General features: G+C 44.5%; 17 protein-coding genes. 6 read left to right on the forward strand and 11 right to left on the reverse strand.

Translation table 11 applies throughout. From position 1 onward, the window contains the following. Nucleotides 1–65 precede the first annotated feature (65 nt). Nucleotides 66–1,121 carry a serine hydrolase gene (locus ACF8FD_RS10585; protein ID WP_392453368.1) on the reverse strand — a complete coding sequence of 352 codons (1,056 nt, stop codon included), beginning with the start codon at nt 1,119–1,121 and terminating at the stop codon, nt 66–68. A 215-nt stretch (nt 1,122–1,336) separates the two neighbouring features. Between ACF8FD_RS10585 and ACF8FD_RS10590 the strand changes: the two genes are divergently transcribed. The 3 genes from ACF8FD_RS10590 (at nt 1,337) to ACF8FD_RS10600 (ending at nt 4,999) form a co-directional block, all read left to right on the forward strand. Continuing rightward, the gene (locus ACF8FD_RS10590; RefSeq protein ID WP_004692836.1) at nt 1,337–1,972 is read left to right on the forward strand and encodes a response regulator; all 636 of its coding nucleotides are present in this window, start codon (nt 1,337–1,339) and stop codon (nt 1,970–1,972) included. 21 nt (nt 1,973–1,993) lie between these two features. Further along, the gene (locus ACF8FD_RS10595; protein ID WP_131229856.1) at nt 1,994–3,562 is read left to right on the forward strand and encodes a PAS domain-containing sensor histidine kinase; all 1,569 of its coding nucleotides are present in this window, start codon (nt 1,994–1,996) and stop codon (nt 3,560–3,562) included. A gap of 72 nt (nt 3,563–3,634) precedes the next feature. Then, entirely contained in the window at nt 3,635–4,999 is a 1,365-nt protein-coding gene (locus ACF8FD_RS10600; RefSeq protein ID WP_392453376.1) for a sigma-54-dependent transcriptional regulator, read from the forward strand. Between the two features lie 4 nt (nt 5,000–5,003). On the opposite strand, the gene ACF8FD_RS10605 is transcribed toward ACF8FD_RS10600, so the two are convergent. The 4 genes from ACF8FD_RS10605 to lptF form a co-directional block, all read right to left on the reverse strand. After that, entirely contained in the window at nt 5,004–6,179 is a 1,176-nt protein-coding gene (locus ACF8FD_RS10605; RefSeq protein ID WP_392453369.1) for a S41 family peptidase, read from the reverse strand. Nucleotides 6,180–6,197: 18 nt separating this feature from the next. Beyond that, the gene (gene gpmI, locus ACF8FD_RS10610) at nt 6,198–7,745 is read right to left on the reverse strand and encodes a 2,3-bisphosphoglycerate-independent phosphoglycerate mutase (protein WP_392453370.1); all 1,548 of its coding nucleotides are present in this window, start codon (nt 7,743–7,745) and stop codon (nt 6,198–6,200) included. Nucleotides 7,746–7,868: 123 nt separating this feature from the next. Beyond that, entirely contained in the window at nt 7,869–8,939 is a 1,071-nt protein-coding gene (gene lptG / locus ACF8FD_RS10615) for an LPS export ABC transporter permease LptG (RefSeq protein WP_242759938.1), read from the reverse strand. 2 nt (nt 8,940–8,941) lie between these two features. Further along, on the reverse strand, nt 8,942–10,042 hold the full coding sequence (gene lptF, locus ACF8FD_RS10620) for an LPS export ABC transporter permease LptF (protein WP_279733548.1): 1,101 nt from the start codon (nt 10,040–10,042) through the stop codon (nt 8,942–8,944). 158 nt (nt 10,043–10,200) lie between these two features. Between lptF and ACF8FD_RS10625 the strand changes: the two genes are divergently transcribed. The 3 genes from ACF8FD_RS10625 to ACF8FD_RS10635 are packed head-to-tail and all read left to right on the forward strand — an operon-like array spanning nt 10,201 to nt 12,716. After that, nucleotides 10,201–11,649 carry a leucyl aminopeptidase gene (locus ACF8FD_RS10625; RefSeq protein WP_242759936.1) on the forward strand — a complete coding sequence of 483 codons (1,449 nt, stop codon included), beginning with the start codon at nt 10,201–10,203 and terminating at the stop codon, nt 11,647–11,649. Beyond that, nucleotides 11,642–12,049 (forward strand): DNA polymerase III subunit chi, encoded by a 408-nt coding sequence (locus ACF8FD_RS10630; protein WP_242759935.1) that lies wholly within the window; start codon nt 11,642–11,644, stop codon nt 12,047–12,049. Before ACF8FD_RS10625 ends, ACF8FD_RS10630 begins: the two co-directional genes overlap by 8 nt. 31 nt (nt 12,050–12,080) lie before the next feature. Then, nucleotides 12,081–12,716 (forward strand): hypothetical protein, encoded by a 636-nt coding sequence (locus ACF8FD_RS10635; RefSeq protein WP_125273430.1) that lies wholly within the window; start codon nt 12,081–12,083, stop codon nt 12,714–12,716. 86 nt (nt 12,717–12,802) lie between these two features. Here ACF8FD_RS10635 and ACF8FD_RS10640 read toward each other — a convergent pair whose 3' ends face one another. The 6 genes from ACF8FD_RS10640 to ACF8FD_RS10665 form a co-directional block, all read right to left on the reverse strand. Then, entirely contained in the window at nt 12,803–13,351 is a 549-nt protein-coding gene (locus ACF8FD_RS10640) for a VTT domain-containing protein (protein WP_242759933.1), read from the reverse strand. 145 nt (nt 13,352–13,496) lie between these two features. Then, nucleotides 13,497–14,156, reverse strand: a complete 660-nt coding sequence (locus ACF8FD_RS10645) for a riboflavin synthase (protein ID WP_004978564.1) — start codon at nt 14,154–14,156, stop codon at nt 13,497–13,499. Between the two features lie 23 nt (nt 14,157–14,179). Further along, nucleotides 14,180–15,478 (reverse strand): DNA adenine methylase, encoded by a 1,299-nt coding sequence (locus tag ACF8FD_RS10650; RefSeq protein WP_004692850.1) that lies wholly within the window; start codon nt 15,476–15,478, stop codon nt 14,180–14,182. After that, on the reverse strand, nt 15,475–16,578 hold the full coding sequence (gene ribD / locus ACF8FD_RS10655; protein WP_392453371.1) for a bifunctional diaminohydroxyphosphoribosylaminopyrimidine deaminase/5-amino-6-(5-phosphoribosylamino)uracil reductase RibD: 1,104 nt from the start codon (nt 16,576–16,578) through the stop codon (nt 15,475–15,477). The genes ACF8FD_RS10650 and ribD overlap by 4 nt, the downstream gene beginning before the upstream one ends. A 14-nt stretch (nt 16,579–16,592) precedes the next feature. Then, nucleotides 16,593–17,051: a transcriptional regulator NrdR gene (gene nrdR / locus ACF8FD_RS10660; protein WP_004692852.1), complete on the reverse strand. Its 459-nt coding sequence runs from the start codon at nt 17,049–17,051 to the stop codon at nt 16,593–16,595. Nucleotides 17,052–17,202: 151 nt separating this feature from the next. Beyond that, a complete protein-coding gene (locus ACF8FD_RS10665) occupies nt 17,203–18,606 on the reverse strand; it encodes an ammonium transporter (protein ID WP_010325684.1) in 1,404 nt (467 codons plus the stop codon). Nucleotides 18,607–18,634: the final 28 nt, after the last annotated feature.

Raw genomic sequence — 18,634 nt, forward strand, 5'->3', positions numbered from 1 at the left:
CCTGCATATGCAGGGCTTTTTTATGACTCAATTTTCGTTGTTGAGTGAACAAAAACAAAGTCGGGTTAAATACGTTTTGGTAATTGGCTTGCCCAGTTCATTAGGCGCGTTGCATCATTGGTACGTGCTGCAGATGAGTCCGCACCCAATAACACCACCACTGCTGGACGGTTATTTAAAGTGGTATGCATTACCACACAACGACCGGCTTCATTAATGAAACCTGTTTTTGAAATATTAATATTCCAACCACCATTACGAACCAAGGCATTGGTATTGTTTGATTTTAATACACGATAGCCCAAGTTAAAGTCATAGCTGGCTGTGGTTGAGAACTGACGAATCAGACCATACTGTGATGCGGCATTGACCAAAATACCCAAGTCACGTGCTGAAGCGACATTACCTGGATGTAGACCTGTCGACTCCATATAATGAGTTGAATTCATACCCAAAGATTTGGCTTTGGCATTCATCGCCGAAACAAAGGCTGAGCGACCACCCGGATACGTCCGTGCAAGCGCCGATGCTGCTGGGTTTTCTGACTTCATTAATGCAAATAACAATGCCTCTGCACGGTTCATACTGTCTCCTGCACGCAGGGACGAGCTTGAACTTTTACAACCCGAACACGAAAAGTCCGCTTGCTGTAAAGTAATGTTTTCAGACATATTTAAACGTGCATCTGAAATCACCACTGCCGTCATCAACTTAGTAATCGAAGCAATCGGCAGCGCGGTATTACTGTTTTTACTGTACAGCACTTCACCTGTATTGCCATCCATCACCAGTGCTGCACGAGCATTGACATTGGGTTGGTTTGAATATTTCGAGGTATCGAAAATTTGTACTGTTTTCGAGGTACTATTATTCGTCACCACACCGTTAGAACTGCGAATACTGGTGGTGACTTTTGTTGAACCCTGAGGAGCGTACTCTTCAGGATCTTCCATGAGATCATCATTCAGAAACTGTTCTGCATCTGCTGCAGACCAGCTCATGCTTGCTTGGCTAGGGCCCGAGCCCGGATTCATCACCAAGTCTGCAAAGCTATGGGTACTGACCGTCGTTGCAATCGACCATCCCAATAGATGCATTAAAAATTTATTTGATTTTTTCACTTTTCTTCACTCAACTTCATAACCCATAAGATACATTTGCGTATTCACGCCAATATGCCTTACATTTGTACACAATGCGAACAGCATTGCCGTCGACAGCGTGCATATCTTTTCAAATAAGCCTAAGAATAGGATTGCTAATTTTGTCGTTTCATTGCAAGCTTATTTTGCTTTATGTAACAAAAAATATGGTTTTTATAGTGAGGAAGAGCTAGGTGATCACAGTTTTAGTGGTAGATGACCATGAGTTAGTACGTACAGGGATTTGTCGAATGCTCGAGGACCATGCCGATGTTCAAGTCATTGGCCAAGCTGAATCTGGTGAAGAAGCAATTAATCTCGTCCGTCAACATCACCCGAATGTGGTTCTGTTAGATGTCAACATGCCAGGTATTGGTGGAGTTGAAACTACACGCCGCTTACTGCAAACCGCACCCGAGACCAAAGTACTGGCAGTCAGTGGCCTAGCTGAAGAGCCTTATCCTTCCCTGTTACTCAAAGCTGGCGCCAAAGGCTACATTACAAAGGGTGCACCTGTGACCGAAATGGTACGCGCCATCAATAAAGTGATGCAAGGTGGCAAATATTTCAGCGCTGATATTGCTGAACAACTGGCCAGTTCTTATCTATCGGATACACAAACCTCGCCTTTTGATGCTCTGTCTGAACGTGAAATGCAGGTGGCGATGATGGTCGTGAATTGCATTAGTGCACAAGAAATTTCTGACAAACTTTTTGTGAGCGTAAAAACGGTCAATACTTACCGTTACCGAATTTTTGAAAAGCTCAACATCGACAGTGATGTGAAGCTGACTCACCTTGCTATTCGTTATGGTTTAATTAAACCCTGATGCAAGCTGACTAACACCCACATGCTGCAATACTCAACCAATATTCAGTTAAATCAATACCGTCTAGGTGTTTGGTATGCGTCTTATCGACTGTTTATTGGTTGCTGTTTATTGTTGGTTTATCTGCTGACTTATGAGCAACTGTTTTCCAATTATCAATATCCAGTATTGTATCGTTCTGTCCTGATTGGCTTTATTTTTATCAGTGCCTTTCAGCTATTGAGCCTCAAGCATGTGCGCAAGCGCATACCACTTCAGCTCACCTTGTTGTTTATCATCGATGTCATTAGCCTCAGCTTACTCACTTTCGCCACCGACGGTCCGAACTTACAGTTAAGCTTATTGTTTGTGATCACGATCTTTGCCTCTTGTGTATTGGTCGATAAACAAAAAGCACTCATCATTACCTTGATTGCTGTGATTACACTGGTTTATCAACACTTTATTGGAACGCTATTTTCAATTAGTTCACTGAATACCATTGGCAACAGTGCCGTGCTCGCCTTTTTGTTCTTTGTGGTTTATGGATCTGGACAAATTGCAGTACGACGTTTTCAAGTCCTTGAAAATTTAAACTTCTATCAGTCCCAAGAACTGGATCAACTGCAAAACATTAACCGTTATATTTTAGAGCAAACCGAGCTCGGCTATTTGGTTCTCGATGAAAACTGCCACATGGTGCTGAGTAATCCTGCAGCCTGTGCATTATTGGGTATCTCCCCGATTTATGCTCACGATAAATATCCTTTGTACAAAGCACAGCCTGATTTATTTGAACTCCTCAAATTCGACCAACTGAAGAATGGAGAAAAATTCCAATTTACATCCCAGCTGAGTCGCTTTCAAATTCAGATCGAAATTCAAAAACTTCAAGTCCCGAACCAAACACTGACCTTATTCGTCCTACAAGATGCACAAAAAATTAATCAACGTGTACAACAACTCAAGCTGGCTGCACTGGGTCAACTTTCTGCCAGTATTGCCCATGAAATCCGCAATCCATTGGCTGCCATCACCCAAGCCAATGAATTGATGCAGGTGAACGATCCTGAGCAAGCCCTGTTACAGAACATGATCGCCAAACAAGCCTCACGGATTGATAAAATTATTGGCGATACACTGAGCATGGCACGCAGTAAAGAAACCTATCCAACCTTGATTGATGTCGCCGCTTTTTTAGAACGTTTTATCGTTGAAGATTTGCCCGATGTCAAAGATCAAATTGATTACCGCATTTCCGATCAAGCTCAGATTCAGTTTGATGAACAACAACTGAGGCAAGTGCTGATCAACCTGATTCGAAATGCCATTCGGCATAATGCAGCTGAAGCAGAGCACATTCACATTCGAGTCTATAGCTATAAAAACCTCGTCCACATTGATGTCTGCGATTTTGGTGAAGGGGTCGCCACTCAGGATCAAAGCACCCTGTTTCAACCGTTTTTTAGTACCTCAATCAATGGAACTGGGTTAGGATTATATTTATCCCATAGTTTCTGCGAAGCCAACCAAGCTAAGCTATACTATGTAGAACAAAAAATAGGGGCATGCTTTCGGATTGAATGCCCCCGTATAAACAATGACGTGTAATTTTTGGGGTTAAACGTGGAAAAAAAACCACTTGTTTTATTGGTGGATGACGAACAAGACTTATGTACACTGATGCAAATGTCTTTAAGTCGGATGGGGATTGATACACATATTGCCTATCGCTTACAAGAGGCGGTTCAAGCCCTGAAAACGCATCAATATGATGCCTGTCTAACCGATCTTAATTTACCCGATGGTAATGGTCTGAGCTTGGTCGATTTTATTGCTCAAAATTATCCTAATTTGCCTGTTGCAGTGCTGACTGCTTACGGCAATATGGATATTGCGATTGCAGCACTTAAAGCTGGTGCGTTTGATTTTGTCAGTAAACCAATCAACCAAAAACATTTAGAGCAACTTTTACAAAAAGCCTTTAATCAACCCATCAATCAGCTGCATATCCAAGAAGATACGCTTGAACATCGTCTGCTGATTGGTCAGTCCCTTCCTATTCAACAGCTACGCATAACCTTAAAGAAAATTGCACGCTCGCAAGCCCCTGTCTTTATTACGGGTGAATCAGGCACTGGCAAAGAAGTGGTGGCTAATCTGGTACATCGCCTGAGCAATCGTAATGAAGGGCCATTAATTGCCATTAATTGCGGTGCCATTCCGACTGAACTGATGGAAAGTGAATTATTTGGACACCGTAAGGGTAGTTTTACAGGGGCGACTCAAGACAAACAAGGGCTGATTCTATCTGCGCATGGCGGCAGTTTATTTTTAGATGAAATTGCTGAGTTACCACTCACTATGCAGGTAAAACTGCTGCGCGCGGTACAAGAAAAACGTATTCGTCCCATTGGGAGTGATACCGAAATTGATGTCGATTTCCGTGTGATTAGTGCCAGCCATCAAGACTTAGAAGCACTGGTGCAACAAGGCAAGTTCCGTCAGGATTTATACTTCCGCATCCATGTCATGGACATTGTGCTGCCTGCCCTACGTGAGCGTGGCAATGACATTATTCTTTTGGCACAACATTTCATTCAGAAAATCTGCCAAGAATGGGACATCCCAGTCAAACCACTGAGTGAACGTGCACGTGAGTTTTTATTGGCCCAATATTATCCAGGCAATGTGCGTGAACTACGCAACATGATGGAACGTGCCATCACCTTAAGTGATGAAAGCAGTATCGACTTACCACACTTGCAAACAGCCCCACTGCGACCGATTGCTCAGACCAACTTTGCCAATGCCACCCAACAAGGTACTGTTGGCAATGATCAACTCAGTCATATGCCTTCGCGTAAATTACCCGAAGAGGGTTTAGAGCTGTATTTAGAAAAAATTGAAAAAGAAATTTTGATGAATGCGCTCAATCTTACCCACTGGAACCGAACACTGGCGGCTAAAAAGCTCGGCATGTCTTTCCGTTCTTTACGTTATCGCTTGAAGAAATTCGGGCTAGATGGCGAAGACGATTCCGTTTAGAGACTTAACGACGGTTAATTAGAATCTCTGCCACATGTTCAACATAGCTTTCGTCTTTGAGTTCATGTGGCATTGGGTACACCTGATTTGGCGCAATCCCCACCCCCTCAATCATTTGCCCACTTGGGGTGTAATAGTGTGACACGGTCATTTGCAGAGCTGCGCCATTCGATAGTGGAAATAGTTTTTGCACCACGCCCTTACCATAACTTTTTTCACCAATCACCCACGCCCGTCCATGCTCTTTCAGCGCGGCGGTAAACACTTCCGCGGCCGATGCAGAACGGTCATTAATCAAAATGCCCACTTTTAAATTTTGAAACTCTAGACTTGGTAAAGCTTGGAACTGTTGATCCCCTTCAGAACGGCTTTGGGTTGAAACAATTACCCCTTGATTTAAGAATAAATCGGCAGATTCAACTGCGGCAGACAACAGCCCCCCGGGATTATTTCTGAGGTCAATCAAGACCGCTTTTAAACGCGAAGACTGATGCTCTTCTATCAATTGCTGAATTTCATTGGCCGTATCCTGTTGAAACACCCGTACCTTGAGCACCAAAACTTGGTTATTCAACAGTTGCGCCTGAATATCGGTTTCAACCTTTTTGGTTCGGACTAAATTGATCGGCGTTGAATTGGCTTTTAACTGTAGGCTAATGGTACTACCAATTGCCCCACTGAGTAATTCATTGACTTGAGCATGGTTGAGCTTGCGTAGCTCTTGATCATCCACTTTAAAAACGGAGATCCCATTTTTTAAGCCCAATTTACTGGAATCTGAGTCAGGTTTTAATCCACGAATCAGCCATTGTTGTAAGCGAGAATCAAACTCTAAACTGAAGTCAACTGAAGCCAAATCCCCTTCAGTATATTGCACCAGTTGTTTATATTCTTGAGGAGATAAATAGCGAGAATAACGGTCTAAGCCACCGACTAAACCTTTAATAGCCTGTTGAAACAGTGCTTCATCACTACGTTCAGCCACATAATTGTCTTTGACTAAACCGTAGATTTGTACAAATTGTTGAATTGATTCAATTGGAACCTCAACATAACCTTGTTCCAGTTCATCATCAAAAGCGGGTGCTGCCGCAGTTTTTGCAACAGCCCCCATCGGGTGGATCAGACTCAGACCTAAAGCAATCACTACACCTATTGAAGTCCACGATGCTTTTGCCATTTACCCACCCAAATTGATTTATACGTCTAATGTAATTAAGTTACGACCTTGCATGTCTGCTGGAACAGGAAGATGCATCAAGCTTAACAAGGTTGGTGCGACATCGGCCAATACGCCCCCCTCAGCAATGGTTGCTTGAGTTGGGCCGACATAGATAAAAGGCACCAATTCTGTCGTATGCTGAGTATGCACCTGACCACTGTGATAATCCTGCATTTGTTCAACATTACCATGGTCAGCCGTAATTAACATATGGCCTTTTTGTGCCATCACCGCCTCATAGACACGGCCTAAGCATAAATCAACGGCTTCCACTGCTTTCACTGCAGCATTAAACACGCCCGTATGACCAACCATATCGCCATTGGCATAGTTCACCACCAATAGATCAAACTCACCAGAGTTAATCGCAGCCACCAATTCATCGGTTACTTCATATGCGCTCATTTCTGGCTTGAGGTCATAAGTAGCCACATTCGGTGATGGAATCAAAATACGTTTTTCACCTGGATATTCATCTTCACGACCACCACTGAAGAAGAATGTCACATGTGCATATTTCTCAGTTTCAGCAATACGTAATTGGGTTTTACCAAGATCTGAAAGATATTCACCAATCGAGTTTTTTAATGCTTCAGGCATATATGCCACAGGTGCATCAATACTGGCTTGGTAGCGTGTCAACATCACAAACTTAGATAGGTTTGGTACGACTTTACGCGCAAAGCCTGCAAAATCTTTTTCAACAAACGCTTTGGTAATTTCACGCGCACGATCCGCACGGAAATTCATAAAGACGATGCTGTCACCATCTTGAACTTTTACAGCATCGCCAATGCGTGTTGCTTTGACAAATTCATCAGATTCGTCTGCGGCATAAGCCAATGCTAAACCTTCAACGGCTGTAGCTGCAGTACGTGTTGCTTCAGACTCTGTGAGTAAACGATAGGCTTGTTCCACACGGTCCCAACGGTTATCTCGATCCATCGCAAAATAACGACCAATGAGACTCACAATACGACCTTGATTTGGATATTGAGCAAACAATGCATCTAATTTTTCTAAAGAATGCTGTGCACTGCGTGGCGGGGTATCACGACCATCTAAGAAGGCATGGAGATACACGGTTGCACCGCGTTTTAACGCAAGTTCAGCCATGGCAACAATGTGGTCTTCGTGTGAATGGACCCCACCTTCAGACAATAGCCCCATGATGTGCAACGCACCACCCGCTGCTTTGGCTTTTTCAACAGCATCAACCAAAACTTCATGCTCGAAAAAAGCACCCGTACGAATCTCTTTGGTGATTCGGGTAAAGTCTTGATAGAGCACACGACCTGCGCCCAAGTTCATATGGCCCACTTCAGAGTTACCCATTTGGCCATCTGGCAGACCCACGTCTTCACCAGAACCTGAAATTAAGCTATGCGGATGCTTTGCTTCAATCGCTGTTAAATTCGGTCGATTCGCTGCTAAAAAAGCATTGTCTTCAATCGCTTCACGGTGTCCCACACCATCCATAATGACCAGTACGTGAGGGATTTTGCCAGCAGTTGCATCCGCCATAATAAGCACTCTTTTTTTGTCTACAAATTCATCGCTCTATCTTACCGAATTTTCGGTCAAGACTCTATGCAGGCATGATGGTTTAACACCATCATCCGCATTGTTTTCTTCAATATCGTACAGTTATCGCGCACGTTGTAATAAATAACCACCTGCGACAAACATCAGTAAAATCGGCACAAAAACGAACCATGCGGGTGAAGGTGAATACACCAAACTTGCATAACCCAAGAAGTCTTGCAGGTAAAAGAAACCTAAGCCTGTAAACAGTGCAATGACCAAACGAAAGCCCATCGATTGTTGGCGCAGTGGGCCAAAAATAAAGGAACAAGCAATCAATACCAAAGCAATCAAGGCAAATGGAGACGCCACTTTTTGCCAAAAAGCCAGCTGATAAGTTTTAGGCACTTGGCTGTATTCATGCATATAGCTCATGAAACTAACCAATTGACTCGGTGAAAGGTCTTCAGGGTCAATCGTCACCATGTGCACATATTTCGGCTGCAGTGCCAGTGCCAAAGGTGTTTCAGCGGCCTTTTGTGCCGCAGCGTTGCCAGTCGGTAGTAAATCAACTTGGGCAGTATTTTCTAAAATCCAACGACCATCTTGCACAAACTGACCTTGCTCAGCATTTAAAACGCCTTTCAAACGAGCATTATTGTCAAAGTCGACCACTTGCACATTTTTCAGCTGACCTTGAGAGTTGGCATAATCGACATAAATAAAACGCTGCCCTTCTCGTGTCCAGTAACCACGTACTTCACCAAGTTCAGCCGCAGTTCGATGGCTTTTCACACCTTTGGCTTGCTCATTGGTATATGGAATCACCCATTCACTTAAAGCGAATGACAGTACCACCAAAATTAAAGCCGAACGAATCACCCAGCCGACGATTCGCCAGAGACTCACCCCCACCGAGCGCATCACAATCAGTTCACTGTTTGAAGCCAAAGTGCCCAGTCCCAGTACCGAGCCAATTAACGCGGCAATCGGTAGAATCTCATAGAGATATTGCGGTGCTCCCCACAGTACATAACGTAAAGCATCCCAAGCACCATAACCTTCTTTAAGGGAGCCTAGCTCACCCAAATAGGTAAACAGAATTTGCAAGACCGATAAAATAGCGGTAGCACCCAGCATCGCCATCGCGGTGGTTTTGGTCACATGTTTTGCGACTATACGACGTGCAAACATGATTAAGACCCCGCTCGTTGTAATGTTTTCTTAATTTTCGGGGCCAGCTTTTGTTTACGCGAAAACAAAGCCGCTGCTATCGCATAAATCACCAAGATCATTGGATAAGCCCAAATCCCCATTTCTTCTTTACTGACTCGGGTTTTAATGGCCATCAGCGCCACGATTAAACTGGCAAAAATAAGCAATGCAGGAAACAGCTTTAAGTAACGTCCTTGACGTGGGCTCACTTCAGATAAAGCCACAGCGAGAAGCAACGCCACTACAATGGCAAACGGTACAAAAATACGCCAGCCCAACTCACTCGCCACGACAGGATCATGACGATTATCCCAAAGTTTAATGGTGGATAATGCTTCAACATCGGCACTTTCAAACTTTGCTTCTTTATCATTTTCTAAACGTAGGCGATAAGACTGAAACTCGGCTTGGCTATAACGCGGCTGTCCCGGATAAATTTCATAACGGCGACCTTGCACCAAATCCACCACATTGGCGGGATCATTTTCAATTTCAACCCGCGTGGCTTCTTTGGCCAAAATCATCACATCAGGCTTACCTTCTGCTTCAGCGCGTTGATAGAAGAAGATGTCTTTGAGGTTCTTACGGTCTTCGGATAAGTCACCCGCATAAATGGTATAAGGCCCCGATGAAATAAACTCTTTGGGTCGAACCAAATCAAAACCAGTACGCACCGCCTGACTGGTGGTGAGCTGCTCAAACTGACGAACACCCCACGGCGCCATCCAAAGCATCAGCACAGCTTGAACAGCAAGAAACACCACGGTCATAGGAATCAGCAGTCGCCCCAATTGGTTACGACTGACGCCACTACCATTGAGTACTGCCATTTCATGATCGACATACAAACGACCAAAAACCAGCATCAGCCCAATAAAAAAGCCTAGAGGAAGAATCAGCGTTAAAAATTCAGGCAAACGATAGCCAATAATGCTAAATAAAATACCTGCATCTAAGCGACCCTGCGCGGCTACGCCAAAATACTTGATCAAACGACCGCCCATCATGATCAAGGTCAATAAGGCGATCACAACCAAGGATGTCGACACCACTTGTTTGACCAGATAACGCCGAATAATCAAATTAATTCTTCCAAAAATAGGTGAATAAAAACTAGCGCTAGTTTACCCGAATAGTGAAAATATAAAACCTGTACTCTTGTTGCACTTTGCAACTCTATTCATGTTAATGTTTCAGTGGTTTAATCATTTTCAAACTTTATAAGGCTTAAATAAAACTTATGAAACTCTCTATTAATACGTCATTCACAGAGAATACGTCTAGCCAATTTTTGTTGATATTAGTAGATTCTGAAAACACGCAACACCTTGCAAATGCTTATCAAATTAATGATTTAAACAACTTAATTGAAGCAACTCAGTTTAAAGCCGCGTTCAATGAAACCTTGAGCCTCATTGGTCAAATTCCAGCAAGCCCCAATGCAGCCTTGGTGGGTGTCGGTAAAGCAGCTGAATTACAAGCAGCAAAGCTGGTGAAAATTGCTCAAACCATTATCAAAGCTTCACAAAAAAAATTCAAACACATCAGTATTGACCTTTCAGCCCTTCCAGCTGAGCTCCATTATTTATTTGCCCTCAGTTTGACGCAAGCGGCATATGCATTTGATGAATTCAAATCAAAAAAAGCCGACAACGTGCTTGAACAGATCTGCCTGATTGCCGCTGAGTCGCCGCTGAATGCTGCACAACTTAAACTGATTGAAGCCGTGCAATCAGGTCAAAGCTTTGCTCGTGACTTAGGCAACCGTCCGGGCAATATCTGTTTCCCTGAATATTTGGCAGAGCAAGCCTTAGAACTGGCAGCTCAATATCCTGACCTACTCCGTGTTAATGTGCTTGATGAGCAGCAAATGGCGGATCTGGGCATGCATTCCTTCCTTGCGGTGAGCAAAGGTTCAGACCGCCCAGGCCGTATTATTACCCTTGAGTATCAAGCTGAACGTACTGAAGCCCCAGTGGTCTTGGTCGGTAAAGGAATCACCTTTGATACAGGTGGCATTTCATTGAAGCCGGGTGCTGGTATGGATGAAATGAAATACGACATGTGTGGTGCAGCATCTGTTCTAGGGACGCTCCGTGCCCTGTGTGAATCACGTTTAGCCATTCATGTCGTAGGTACGATTGCGGCAGCTGAAAATATGCCGTCAGGTAAGGCTACGCGTCCAGGTGACATCGTGAGCACCATGAGTGGTCAAACCGTTGAAATTTTAAATACCGATGCAGAAGGTCGTTTGGTGCTGTGCGATACATTGACCTATGTAAAACGCTTTAACCCAGAACTGGTCATTGATATTGCAACCTTAACAGGTGCCTGTGTCGTGGCACTCGGTTCAGTCTTAACGGGTATGTTTACCCCAGACGACAAACTGGCGGCCGAATTGTCTGAGGCTGGTCAAAATAGCTTTGACCGCGTCTGGCGCATGCCTGTGATTGATGACTATCAAGAACAGTTAGACTCTCCATTTGCAGATATTGCCAACATTGGCGGGCCTAAAGCTGGTGCCGTAACTGCAGCGTGCTTCTTACAACGCTTCACCCGTGATTACCGCTGGGCGCATTTAGATATCGCAGGTACAGCATGGAACTCGGGTGCCAATAAAGGGGCAACCGGTCGTCCAGTGCCATTATTGATGCAATTCTTAGCTCATCGTGCGCAGTCTAATGGCTAATATTAGCTTTTATTTGTTTGAACAAAGTCCTGAACGACAAGTCGAAAGTACTTGTCGTTTATGTCGAAAAATCTTGCGTCAGCCAGAGCGAATCTGGCTGTATGCAAGCGACCCTGAACTACAACAGCAATTGGATGAACGTTTGTGGAGTTTTGATGACACGAGCTTTATTCCGCATGGCATTGATCAAATCGATGCGCGCATTTGTATCTCAGACCAACTGCCTGAGCAATCCGACTGGATTGTGTTCAATTTTAACGATCAAGCTCTTGAACAGTTCGAAAAATTTAGCCACATTATAGAAATTATTGAAAATAACGAATCGGCCAAACAACAAGGTCGTGAAAAATTTAAACAATATAGACGTCTCGGAGTTGAAGCTCGAACCTTCAAGCTTTAAATGATTCCCCGTCTAAATAAGGAGATGCGTAGTGGCATTGAATGTTGGTCCAGATTTTAAACAGCGCTGGTTAAATGTACCTGATGCTGTTCGTCAGGCCTTTATTGATGACCTGAGTCGCGTCTGCGATGTACTCAAACCTGAAACAGGTTTGCACAGTTGGATTGAACAAGACCAACGTGCTCAAGCTGTCTCGACCCAAAGAATTGAACAAGCGTATGCCGATCTGAAAGCACAGCTGATTGAAGAAGCGCGGATTCGTAAACAACAAGCGTTAGAAAAATCACTGGCAGACAAACGCGCAGCGCAGGAAGCTTATGCGGAGAGCCTCAAAAAAGATGAAATCCGTCAGTTCAATGAGCAAACCCAAGCTTTAAATGTGATGCGTCAAAGTGTCGATCAGGAAATTTTGAGCTATACCGCACGCTACGAGAAAACACCTGAACAAGCTCTGGACTATGCCAAAGGTAAATTTGGCATTGATGACTCACAAATTTTGTCTGAGTTAGAAAGTGTACGTTTACGTTTAGAGCTTGAAGCGGAAACCTTAATTGAAGAGTCCGTCGCCAGCTACCGCAGTAAGCTACAAGCCGCGGCTCAAGAAGAAATTGACTATATTTTGAAAAATTCAGACTTTTCTGATGAAGTGGTATCCAACTCTGCCTAACTGGCCTTGGCTTCCACTCAAACTCACTGCGGTGAGTTTTTTTATGCACCCTTGTTTTTTCTCGGCTGATGTGGTCTGTCTCGATCTCAAACCAACACATCAACCATAAACGATAAGGTATTGCCCACACCATAACCAATCGCCAACAAACTACCAATCCAAATCAGGCCACCGGTCACGTTGTACCACATAAAAGTCGCCAAGTTCATATGCCCTGCGCCCGCAGCAAAAGGTGCGAAAGAACGTACAAAAGGAATAAAACGTGCCACTAAAATAGTTTTACCGCCATGCTTTAAGAAATATTGATTGGTCTTCATCATATATTCGGGTTTCAGCCAACGCGAATGCTGATGGGCAAATTTAAAGCCCAACTTCTGACCCGTATAATAATTGACGATATAACCCAATACCGCAGCAATCATCATCAAAATACCCATGGTATGGATATGGATTAAATCCGAGCTGGAACATAGGGCACCAATGGCAATCAGCAAACTGTCACCCGGCAAAAAGAACATAAAAACGAAACCGGTTTCTGCAAAAATAATCAGAAAAAGAATCGCATAAATCCAAAGGCCGTATTCTGCAAGCAGTACGGGCAATAATTGTTCTAGATGGAGAAAAAAATCAATCATTGTCACCTATCCGTGCAATGAACTGCGTACTATCTTTCATCATACTCAATTGCTTACCTATTCATTTCAAAAGAAAAACTCCCTCATTTTGGGCAAATAGGGAGCTCATCTTTTGTCTATTCTTGCTGCAATCTAAACGATTTTTCTATTTCAAGAAACCATTTTGTGCCAAAAAGTCTAAACTAATTTTAGATTGTGGGGTAGTTTCCGCAGCCTTATCCCCCATCATCAGACGTTCAATGTAGCGTGCTAACACATCCACTTCAAGGTTCACTTGACTGCCTGCCTTCCACGTTCCAATGTTGGTTCGTTCAGCCGTATGTGGAATTAAATTGAGGCTTAAAATACGGCCACGCAAATGATTAATGGTTAAACTGATCCCATCAACCGTGATCGAGCCTTTTTCTGCCAAGTAACGTGCAATCTCGGCTGGCGCAGTTACTTCAAAATAAAGCGAGCGTGCATCTTCACGCACAACGGTGATTTCACCCACAGCATCGACATGACCTGACACAATGTGCCCACCAAAACGTGTGGTGGGCAACATCGCCTTTTCCACATTGACACGTTGGCCAACTTTCCAGTGGGTCAGTGTGGTTCGGTTTAAACTTTCACGTGAGACATCGGCAGCATACCAGTGCTCACCCCAGTCAATCACTGTGAGGCAAATGCCATTGGTGGCAATCGAGTCACCCAAATGTACATCTGACATATCAAGATCCGTACCAATGCGTAACCGCACATCGCCACCGACATTTTGTACGCTTTCAACCGTGCCTAGACTTTCGATGATCCCTGTAAACATTTCTGATTTCTACCTCTATATTTTTACCACAGCGCCAACTGTGTCGTGACCCCAGATGTATCGACCCCGCCCAATTCGGCATAATGGTACAACTGCCCAAGCAGTTGACGAATTGGCGGACCTGACTTGGCATGGGTATCGGTGATCACAATAAACTCTAACACACGCGCACGCTCAGACTGACGCTGCTTACTCACGCGATAACGCGGTACATCCTGCGTTAATAAAGTCACGCGACCTCGCTCCAAATTGGCTTTGAGCAAGTCCCCTGCTTCAATATTACCATCGGTTGAATAACTGGTCAGAATGTAACGTGCATTGATGGTGGAAAGTAATTTTTCATATGCCTCTTTGGCATACTTTGACGAGTTATAAGGACTCGGACGCTCTTTGCGCCACGCACGGTCAATTCCGCTTTTAAAACCTTTGGTGTCTGGTGTCGGCAAATCCACCTGATCCCATAGCGTTAAAGCATTTAAAACATGATAGTTACTGCTGTAGGCATGTTGGTTATAGGGTGGATCTAGATAGGCCACATCGACCTCAAAACTACTCATTTGGTTTGCCAAATGCTGCGCATCGACACACCACATTTCAGCCATCGGATTCTTTTGCTTATTATCACCCACTTCACTAAAACGACTTGGAGTCAACCACAGCAAGGATTCAATCCGCTCTAGCGCTGTTTGGGTTTTACCGCCCCAACCGTGGTGGAAGCTTTTAAAGACGCCGGAAGTATTGCTGACAAAACTTGCAGAATACAGCAGCGGTGCCAGTAAAGCAGACATCTCCACATCATCGATTGCCCCTTGTGCCTGCCATGTGGCAATTTGCTGACGAATCGCATCAATACGCATACCGTTGCGACGTTTGAAGAACAAACGATCTCGGCTTGGATCATAGATCTCATCATTTCGCGGACACAGATTATGCGTTACCCAGCCCTTAACTTCAGGCAAGCGGTTTAAATAATCAATAGCCTTTTGATAACCACCCAACTCTTTAAATGCAGGTGCTTCGGTACAAGCTAAAATGGCATGGTTCAGCGCATGGCTATACGGTTCCCAGTCATTGGCAATCACGCGATAACCATTTTGACGTGCCAAACGTGAGACCACGCCTGAACCTGCAAAGAAATCAGCAAAAATAGGCGCACGACCATCTGCACGGTTTAAAGTCCCTGTACTCTCAAGCGCTTCTAAAATCAGATGCAACAAACGGCGCTTATTCCCCAAATAAGGAACAAGTTGATGAAACAAATATTCATCGGTGGTACGTGCCGCGTGACGACGTTTATGATAAACCGTAGACTCTGAACTCATAATGACTCTTGAGAAGGGATAAGCGTTAAGCGCACATCATCACCGAATTGTGTGACATCCATAAGCTTAAAGCGGAGTTGCTCTGCCATCTGAGAAAACTCAGCATTGAACATTGCACGTGCAGACTGACCCAATAAGGTCGGTGCTACATAACTAATCATTTCATCGACCAACTTCTCTTGTAAAAAAGCCGTCGATAACGTTGCACCTGCCTCAACCATGACATCGTAAATTTGATGCGATTGAACCAACTGCGTTAATAACTGATCTAAAGGTTGAACAGCAAACTGTATCACGCCTAAATCAGCCAATGCTTGACGATAAGGCCCCATTACCATCACGGTATCTGGTTGCTGTAAAATTTGGGCCGTCAGCGGCAAGCGGCCTTGACGATCTAACACCAGACGTTTTGGTTGTACAACCATTGTCAGATCCGCAACACTCTGAAGCTGTCTGACATTGAGCTGAGGATCATCGGCCAGTATGGTTTCAATCCCTGTGATCACGACGCCAGAAATGGCACGAAAATGCTGAACATCTAAACGTGCGTCTGGGCCTGTAATCCATTTCGACTCGCCCGAAGCCATCGCCGTTCGACCATCTAAACTAGAGGCAACTTTTAAACGCACATAAGGCATGCCAGTAGCCATGGCTTTTAAAAAACCAGCATTCAACTGATGCGCTTCGGTTTGGCAAATGCCGACATCGACCTCTATGCCTGCTTCTTTTAAAATTTGTACCCCTTTACCAGCCACCAAGGGGTTAGGATCTGGACAAGCAATCACAACACGCGCCACACCTGCCTCGACCAAACCTTTGGCACACGGCGGTGTACGCCCATAATGCGCACAAGGTTCTAAAGTGACATAAGCCGTTGCGCCTTGGGTCTGTTCGCCCGCTTCACGCATCGCAAAAACTTCTGCATGTGGCTGACCCGCTTTAGGGTGATAACCTGTGCCTAATAACTGCCCATCTTTGACAATGACACAGCCTACATTTGGATTTGGCTTGGTGCTGTATTGACCTTGCAGTGCTAAAGCAATCGCTTGTTTCATCCAAGCTTGGTCAGCGTGTAAAGCACTAGACTGTAATTCAGACATGGATGACAACTCGCTTAATGTTCACGTTGTTGCATTTGTTCAATTTGGTGACGAAAGGCATCGACATCTTGAAAGTCTTGATAGACCGATGCAAAACGTACATACGCAACATGATCCAACGAAAATAAAGATTGCATAACAATTTCACCAATGGTGCGTGATTTCACATCACGCTCACCTAAACGGCGGATTTGCAGCTGAATATCGCTCAAGACGGTTTCAATTTGCTCTTGCGTCACGGGACGTTTTTGTAAAGCATGCATCAAGGAACGACGCAATTTTGCTTCATCAAAAGGTTCACTTTTGCCATCCGACTTGATCACACGAGGCATGACCACTTCATAACTTTCAAAGGTTGTGAATCGTTCACCACAACTAATACATTCACGACGACGACGAATCTGACAACCTTCAGCGGCCAAACGTGAATCGATCACTTTACTGTCTTCAGCGTTGCAAAATGGACAATGCATAGTGGTTAAATTGAACAAATTTGAATGGTTTTAGAGTGTAGCAAAAATTCGGTGTTTTGTAGAGTTTTACGCTAGATATAGAAAAAAAACAGCCCTTTCGGGCTGTTTCACACAATATATTGATTATACTGTTTATTTATTATTCTATTGATTAGTCCACACGTTCGCCATGTTGGCTCAAGTCTAGACCCATACGTTCATCATCAGATTCAACGCGAATTCCAATCACCAGATCAATCACTTTTAAGATAATGAAGGTTAATACTGCTGAGTATGCAATCGTTGCCAATACCCCTTCAACTTGAACCCAAAGTTGATGCATCACATCACTTGGTGCTTTGTCGCCCATGATGAAATCGCTGGCAAAGAATGCTGTTAAGATTGCACCGACAATACCACCCACACCGTGTAAACCAAATGCATCTAAAGAGTCATCGGCTTTTAAAGCACGTTTCAATGCACTGATACCCCAGAAGCACACCACACCACCGATTAAACCCATCGCCAGTGCACCGCCGACAGTCACAAACCCTGCTGCTGGTGTAATCACTACCAGACCAGCAACCGCGCCAGATGCAGCACCAAGTACTGAACCTTTACCACGTGCAACTTTTTCAGTAATTAACCAAGAGATTGCCGCTGCTGCTGCTGCTACTTGAGTCACAAGTAATGCATAACCTGCTGAGCCGTTTGCGCCCAATGCAGAACCACCATTGAAACCAAACCAGCCGACCCACAGTAAGCTTGCACCCACAACGGTTAATGCCAAGTTGTGTGGAGCCATTGATTCACGGCCTAAGCCCATACGTTTGCCGAGCATATATGCAGCAACCAAACCCGCCACACCTGAGTTGATGTGTACAACGGTACCGCCAGCAAAGTCGAGTGCGCCATCATTTGCTAACCAGCCACCGCCCCATACCCAGTGAGTAATTGGTGCATAAACCACGACTACCCAAATCGAGATGAAAGCGATAAATGCGCCGAATTTCATCCGTTCTGCAATTGAACCACTAATAATGGCAACCGTAATGATGGCAAAGGTCATTTGGAAAATAACGAATAGAACTTCAGGAATCGTCCCTGTGAGTGCATCTGTGGTGATCCCAGTCAGCATGAACTTATCTAAGCCACCGATAAAGGCATTGCCCTCACCAAAGGCCAATGTATAACCAATGATGACCCATGCAATACTCACCACTGCCGCAGCAACAAAGCTATGTGCCATAGTGCTTAAGACGTTTTTCTTACGAACCATACCGCCGTAGAATAATGCTAAACCTGGAATGGTCATTAATAAAACCAGTGCTGTGGAGACTAAAATCCACGCCGTATCACCTGTATCTAATGTTGGTTCTTCTTCTGCAGGTGCGGGTGCTTCTACTGGAGCAGCAACGGCTTCAACCGCTTGTACCGCTGGAGCAGCCACATCCGTTGTTTCAACCACTGTGACTTGTTCTGATGGCGTTGGCGCTGTTGCTGCTTCTTCAGCCCAAGCAACAGAACCACCTAAAAGTGCGCCAGATAAGCTCAGCGCGAATAGCATCTTTTTCATTCGTATCCCCCAACCTAATTTGTGCGAG

The organism is Acinetobacter sp. TYF_19, from assembly GCF_043105125.1.
GTDB classification, from domain to species: domain Bacteria; phylum Pseudomonadota; class Gammaproteobacteria; order Pseudomonadales; family Moraxellaceae; genus Acinetobacter; species Acinetobacter johnsonii.

What these genes read in the sequence shown, in the direction of transcription:
- ACF8FD_RS10595 (WP_131229856.1), top strand. Translation starts at nt 1,994, where the DNA reads ATGCTGCAATACTCAACCAATATTCAGTTAAATCAATACCGTCTAGGT.
- ACF8FD_RS10600 (WP_392453376.1), top strand. Translation starts at nt 3,635, where the DNA reads ATGCAAATGTCTTTAAGTCGGATGGGGATTGATACACATATTGCCTAT.
- ACF8FD_RS10605 (WP_392453369.1), bottom strand. Translation starts at nt 6,179, where the DNA reads ATGGCAAAAGCATCGTGGACTTCAATAGGTGTAGTGATTGCTTTAGGT.
- gpmI (WP_392453370.1), bottom strand. Translation starts at nt 7,745, where the DNA reads ATGGCGGATGCAACTGCTGGCAAAATCCCTCACGTACTGGTCATTATG.
- lptG (WP_242759938.1), bottom strand. Translation starts at nt 8,939, where the DNA reads ATGTTTGCACGTCGTATAGTCGCAAAACATGTGACCAAAACCACCGCG.
- ACF8FD_RS10625 (WP_242759936.1), top strand. Translation starts at nt 10,201, where the DNA reads ATGAAACTCTCTATTAATACGTCATTCACAGAGAATACGTCTAGCCAA.
- ACF8FD_RS10630 (WP_242759935.1), top strand. Translation starts at nt 11,642, where the DNA reads ATGGCTAATATTAGCTTTTATTTGTTTGAACAAAGTCCTGAACGACAA.
- ACF8FD_RS10640 (WP_242759933.1), bottom strand. Translation starts at nt 13,351, where the DNA reads ATGATTGATTTTTTTCTCCATCTAGAACAATTATTGCCCGTACTGCTT.
- ACF8FD_RS10645 (WP_004978564.1), bottom strand. Translation starts at nt 14,156, where the DNA reads ATGTTTACAGGGATCATCGAAAGTCTAGGCACGGTTGAAAGCGTACAA.
- ACF8FD_RS10650 (WP_004692850.1), bottom strand. Translation starts at nt 15,478, where the DNA reads ATGAGTTCAGAGTCTACGGTTTATCATAAACGTCGTCACGCGGCACGT.
- ribD (WP_392453371.1), bottom strand. Translation starts at nt 16,578, where the DNA reads ATGTCTGAATTACAGTCTAGTGCTTTACACGCTGACCAAGCTTGGATG.
- nrdR (WP_004692852.1), bottom strand. Translation starts at nt 17,051, where the DNA reads ATGCATTGTCCATTTTGCAACGCTGAAGACAGTAAAGTGATCGATTCA.
- ACF8FD_RS10665 (WP_010325684.1), bottom strand. Translation starts at nt 18,606, where the DNA reads ATGAAAAAGATGCTATTCGCGCTGAGCTTATCTGGCGCACTTTTAGGT.